At 73.7% G+C, this 5,303-nt stretch carries 6 protein-coding genes; all 6 read left to right on the top strand.

The genetic code is table 11. From position 1 onward, the window contains the following. On the top strand, positions 1 to 1,341 hold a 1,341-nt coding region (locus RH94_RS03030), incomplete at its 5' end, for an ATP-binding protein (protein ID WP_234425495.1). Further along, entirely contained in the window at positions 1,338 to 2,528 is a 1,191-nt protein-coding gene (locus tag RH94_RS03035) for an acyl-CoA dehydrogenase family protein (protein WP_073946108.1), read from the top strand. The genes RH94_RS03030 and RH94_RS03035, both read left to right, overlap by 4 nt. Positions 2,529 to 2,594: 66 nt before the next feature. After that, positions 2,595 to 3,368, top strand: a complete 774-nt coding sequence (locus tag RH94_RS03040; RefSeq protein WP_073946109.1) for an enoyl-CoA hydratase family protein — start codon at positions 2,595 to 2,597, stop codon at positions 3,366 to 3,368. After that, positions 3,356 to 3,976 (top strand): TetR/AcrR family transcriptional regulator, encoded by a 621-nt coding sequence (locus tag RH94_RS03045; protein WP_073946110.1) that lies wholly within the window; start codon positions 3,356 to 3,358, stop codon positions 3,974 to 3,976. Before RH94_RS03040 ends, RH94_RS03045 begins: the two co-directional genes overlap by 13 nt. A 34-nt stretch (positions 3,977 to 4,010) precedes the next feature. Further along, the gene (locus RH94_RS03050; protein ID WP_073946111.1) at positions 4,011 to 4,592 is read left to right on the top strand and encodes a hypothetical protein; all 582 of its coding nucleotides are present in this window, start codon (positions 4,011 to 4,013) and stop codon (positions 4,590 to 4,592) included. Between the two features lie 261 nt (positions 4,593 to 4,853). Then, the coding region (locus tag RH94_RS42110) for a 2-oxoglutarate and iron-dependent oxygenase domain-containing protein (protein WP_234425506.1) at positions 4,854 to 5,303 on the top strand (450 nt) is incomplete at its 3' end.

Here is a 5,303-nt window from a genome sequence, read left to right on the forward strand (position 1 = left end):
GCCTTCGGGGACGGCGAGGTGTTCGCCGAGCCGTACGTCGAAGGCGGGCGGCACGTGGAGGTGCAGGTCCTCGCCGACACCCACGGCACCGTGTGGACGCTCGGCACCCGCGACTGCTCCCTCCAGCGCCGCCACCAGAAGGTCGTCGAGGAGGCCCCGGCGCCCGGACTCTCCGGGGAACTCGAGCAGGAGCTGCGGGAGCTGGCCGTACGGGCCGCGCGTGCCGTCGACTACACCGGCGCCGGCACCGTGGAGTTCCTGGTGGCCGGCGACCGCGCGCACTTCCTGGAGATGAACACCCGCCTCCAGGTCGAACACCCGGTGACGGAAGCCGTGTTCGGCGTCGACCTGGTCGCCCTGCAGATCCGCGTCGCCGAGGGCCACGCCCTGGACGCCGACCCGCCACGCGCGCGTGGGCACGCGATCGAGGCCCGCCTGTACGCCGAGGACCCGGCCCGCGACTGGGCCCCGCAGGCCGGCACCCTGCACCGCCTCGCCGTCCCCGACGGAGTCCGCCTGGACACCGGCTACGCCGACGGCGACACGATCGGCGTCCACTACGACCCGATGCTCGCCAAGGTCGTCGCCCACGCCCCCACGCGCGCGGAGGCACTGCGCAAGCTGGCCGGCGCGCTGGAGCGGACGGCCGTGCACGGACCGGTCACCAACCGGGACCTGCTCGTCCGCTCCCTGCGGCACCGGGAGTTCACCGGGGGCCGGGCGGACACCGGCTTCTACGACCGCCACCTCGCCGAACTCACCCGGCCCGCCCCCGACCCGCACGCCCCGCTGGCCGCCGCGCTCGCCGACGCCCACGGCCGCTCCCGGTTCGGCGGCTGGCGCAACGTGCCCTCGCAGCCGCAGGTCAAGCGGTACCTGTGGGCGGGTGAGGAGCACGAGGTGCGCTACCGGCACACGCGCGCGGGCCTCGCCGCCGACGCCGACGGGGTGCGCGTGGTGCACGCGGACGCGTGCCGGGTCGTCCTCGAAGTGGACGGCGTACGGCGGAAGTTCGACGTCGCCCGGTACGGCGACCAGGTGTACGTCAACGGCTCCGCCCTCACCGCCCTGCCCCGCTTCCCCGATCCCGCCGCCCAGCGCGCCCCCGGCTCGCTGCTCGCCCCCATGCCCGGCACCGTCGTCCGCGTCGCCGACGGACTGGCCGTGGGAGCCGCCGTACGGGCCGGAGAGCCACTGCTGTGGCTGGAGGCGATGAAGATGGAACACAAGATCTCCGCGCCCGTCACAGGGACGCTCAGCGCCCTGCACGCCGTCCCCGGCCGCCAGGTCGAGGTCGGTGCCCTGCTCGCCGTCGTAGAGGCACACCGGGAGGACCAATGAGCGCCACGCTGGAAACCGACGAACACAAGGCCCTGCGCGCCGCCGTCGCCGCGCTCGGCAGGCGCTACGGGCGCGAGTACCTCACCCGGACCGTGGCCGAGGGCCGCCGCCCCGCCGAACTGTGGGCCGAGGCGGGCAAGCTCGGCTACCTCGGTGTCAACCTCCCCGAGGAGTACGGAGGCGGAGGCGGCGGCATCACCGAACTCGCGATCGTCCTCGAAGAGCTCGGCGCCGCCGGCTGCCCGCTGATGATGCTCGTCGTCTCACCCGCCATCTGCGGCACCGTCATCGCCCGCTTCGGCACCGAGGAGCAGAAGCGGACCTGGCTGCCCGGACTCGCCGACGGCACCCGCATCATGGCCTTCGGCATCACCGAACCCGACGCCGGCTCCAACTCCCACCGCATCACCACCACCGCCCGCCGCGACGGCGCCGACTGGCTGCTGACCGGCCGCAAGGTGTTCATCTCCGGTGTCGACACCGCCGACGCCGTGCTGATCGTCGGCCGCACCGAAGACGCCCGCACCGGACGCCTCAAGCCCTGCCTGTTCATCGTCCCGCCGGACGCCGAGGGCTTCCAGTGGCGGCCCATCGAGATGGAACTGAGCGCTGCCGAGAAGCAGTTCGAGCTGGTCCTGGACGACGTCCGGCTGCCCGCCGACGCGCTGGTCGGTGGGGGCCCCTCCCACGCTTTCGGCAGTGGGGGAGAGGACGCGGGCCTGCTGCAGCTGTTCGCCGGACTCAACCCCGAACGCGTCATGACGGCCGCCTTCGCGATCGGCATGGGCCGCCACGCGCTCACCCGCGCCGTGGAGTACGCGCGCGAACGCACCGTCTGGAAGACCCCCATCGGCGCCCACCAGGCCATCGCCCACCCGCTCGCCCAGGCGCACATCGACCTCGAACTCGCCCGCCTGATGATGCAGAAGGCCGCCCACCTGTACGACGCCGGCGACGACGTGGGCGCGGGTGAGGCCGCCAACATGGCCAAGTACGCGGCCGGCGAGGCCTGCGTGAGAGCCGTCGACCAGGCCGTGCACACCCTCGGCGGCAACGGCCTCACCCGCGAATTCGGGCTCGCCTCGCTGACAACGGCCGCACGCGTGACACGTATTGCTCCGGTGAGCCGGGAGATGATCCTCAACTACGTCTCCCACCAGAGCCTGGGCCTGCCCAAGTCGTACTGAGCCGTACCGAGACGCCCGCCGGCGTGCGGGCAGGACCGTGTTCAGCAGCGAGTACGAGGAGCAGTCATGACGTTGATCCGACGTACGCGCGCGCGTGCCGTCGAAACGCTCGCCCTGGACTCGCCGGACAACCGCAACGCCCTGTCGGCGGCGCTCGTCGGCGAACTGGCGGACGCGCTGGCCGACTGCGCCGAGGACGACGAGGTCCGCGCGGTCGTCCTCACCCACACCGGCAACACCTTCAGCACGGGCGCCGACCTGCGCGACCCTCCCCCAAGCTCTCGGCTTCGCTCGAGCAGGGGAGACCCCCATCACCCGGACGCCCTGGTCGGCCTGCTGCGGCAGATCGTCGAACTGCCCAAGCCAGTTGTCGCCCGGGTCACCGGACACGTCCGCGCGGGCGGCCTCGGCCTGCTCGCCGCCTGCGACATCGCGGCCGCCTCGCACCAGGCCACCTTCGCGTTCACCGAGGTGCGCATCGGCGTCGCCCCCGCGGTCATCTCCCTGCCGGTCCTGCCCCGCACCGATCCGCGCGCGCTCGCCCGTTACTACCTCACCGGAGAGCGCTTCGACGCGGCCGAGGCCGTCCGGACCGGCCTGGTGACCGCGGCCGGGGACGACGTCGACGCCGTACTGGAGCCGGTGCTCGACGGCCTGCGCCGCTCCTCACCCCAGGCCCTGGCAGAGACGAAGGGGCTGCTCACGGCTAGGGTGCTGGAAGCCTTCGACCGGGACGCGGCCGGCCTGACCGCGCTCTCGGCCCGGCTGTTCTCCTCCGCGCAGGCGCGCGAGGGCATGACGGCCTTCCTCGAACGACGGGATCCGGAATGGACGGTGTGACGACACAGGACCGCGCGGACCGCGCCGAGCGCGTCCCCAAGCAGGACCGCAGCCGCGTCACCCGGCAGCGGCTCCTGCAGTCCGCCGTGGACTGCCTCGCCGAACACGGCTGGGCCGGCTCCACGGTGTCCGTCGTCGCCGAACGCGCCGGGGTCACCCGCGGCGCCGCCCAGCACCACTTCCCCACCCGCGAGGACCTGTTCACCGCCGCCGTCGAGTACGTCGCCGAGGAACGGTGCACCGCCCTGCGCGCCCTGTTCCCGCAGGGCGCGGCCGGCGACCGGCACGCCGTGGTCGCCGCCCTCGTCGACCTCTACACCGGCCCCCTCTTCCGCGCCGCCCTCCACCTGTGGGTGGCCGCCTCCGACGAGGACCAGCTGCGCCCCCGCGTCACCGAGCTGGAGGCCCGCGTGGGCCGCGAGACCCACCGCACGGCCGTCGAGCTGCTGGGCGCGGACGAGTCCCGCCCCGGCACCCGCGAGACCGTCCAGGGCTTCCTCGACATGGCCCGCGGCCTGGGCCTCGCCACCCTCCTCACCGACGACACCGCCCGCCGCGAACGCGTCGTGACCCAGTGGGCGGCCCTGCTGGAGCAGGCGCTGGGCTGAGGGCGGTGTCAGTGGCCGGGGCTACGGTTCCGGCATGGGTGATCACTTCCAGACGATCGTCGACCTCGACGCGAGCCCGCGGGAAGCGCCGCTGCTGGCGCGGCGCGCGGTCGAGTGGCTCGTGGCGGAGGGCATCGTGCTCGCCGAGCGCACGGACTGCGTCCTGGGGCAGCCGCTAGGACATCCACCGGGCCCGAACTGGCGGCGGGCGGTGGCCGAGGACGACGGGGTCTGGAAGCCGTACGACGGACTTGCCGTATACACGGGGCGCACCGTGTTCCACGGCGGCCAGGGCGGAGCGGAATCGGCTCGCTGTCCCCGCTGCGCGGCCACCACACGCCTGCACACCGACCGCGGGGAGCTGATCGCCGAGACATGGGCACCGTTCCCGGAGGCCATCGGCACCTGGCACAGGACGGGCGCCGCCGACGTCGAGTGTCCCGCCTGCGCCGCCTCCGTCCCGCTGCCCGACTGGACCTGGTCCGACGACTACTTCGCCTTCGCCCACCTCGGCCTCGAGTTCTGGAACTGGCCGCGGTTCACCGAGGACTTCCGTGCCCGCACGGCCAGTGTCCTGGGCGGCCACCGCACGGCCTACGTCTGGGGCAAGATCTGACTCCCGGGCGACCGTGAACGCGGCCACACCCGTATCGGCCGCCCGCAGTACCCTGTGCGCATGCTTCTGCTGCTCGTGCGACGCCGCCACGTGGACTACGTACGCGTCACGAGCATGGGCTGTCGGCGCTCTGCCTGATCCGGCCCTCCTCGAGCGGCGACCCGATCGCCGCACACCTCACCCGGTTCCTCCCCCCGGCACCCGTGCCGCGCGCCCACCCATGGCCGCGGTCCGGGCCCCGTACACCCTGCGGACGTGACCATGACGAACACGGCGACGAACCCGTCGTACGACCAGCTCCCCCTCATCGACCTCTCCGCGGCCGACCGCGGTCCCCGGGCCCGGGCGCTGCTGCACGCACAGTTGCACAGCGCCGCCCACGACGTGGGCTTCTTCCAGCTCGTCGGGCACGGCGTCACCCGGGCCGAGACCGACGCGCTGCTCGACGCCACGCACGCCTTCTTCCGGCTCCCCGAGGCCGACCGTCTCGCCCTGGACAACGTCAACTCGCCGCACTTCCGCGGCTACACGCGCACCGGGGACGAGCGCACCGGCGGCGCCCGCGACTGGCGCGACCAGCTCGACATAGGCGCCGAGCGGCCCGCCCGCGTCCCGGGGCCGGGCGAGCCGGCGTACTGGTGGCTCCAGGGCCCCAACCAGTGGCCCGCCGCCCTGCCCGAGCTGCGTACCGCCGCCCTGCACTGGATCGAC

Origin of the sequence: Streptomyces kebangsaanensis (assembly GCF_001906585.1) — a bacterium.
GTDB classification, from domain to species: domain Bacteria; phylum Actinomycetota; class Actinomycetes; order Streptomycetales; family Streptomycetaceae; genus Streptomyces; species Streptomyces kebangsaanensis.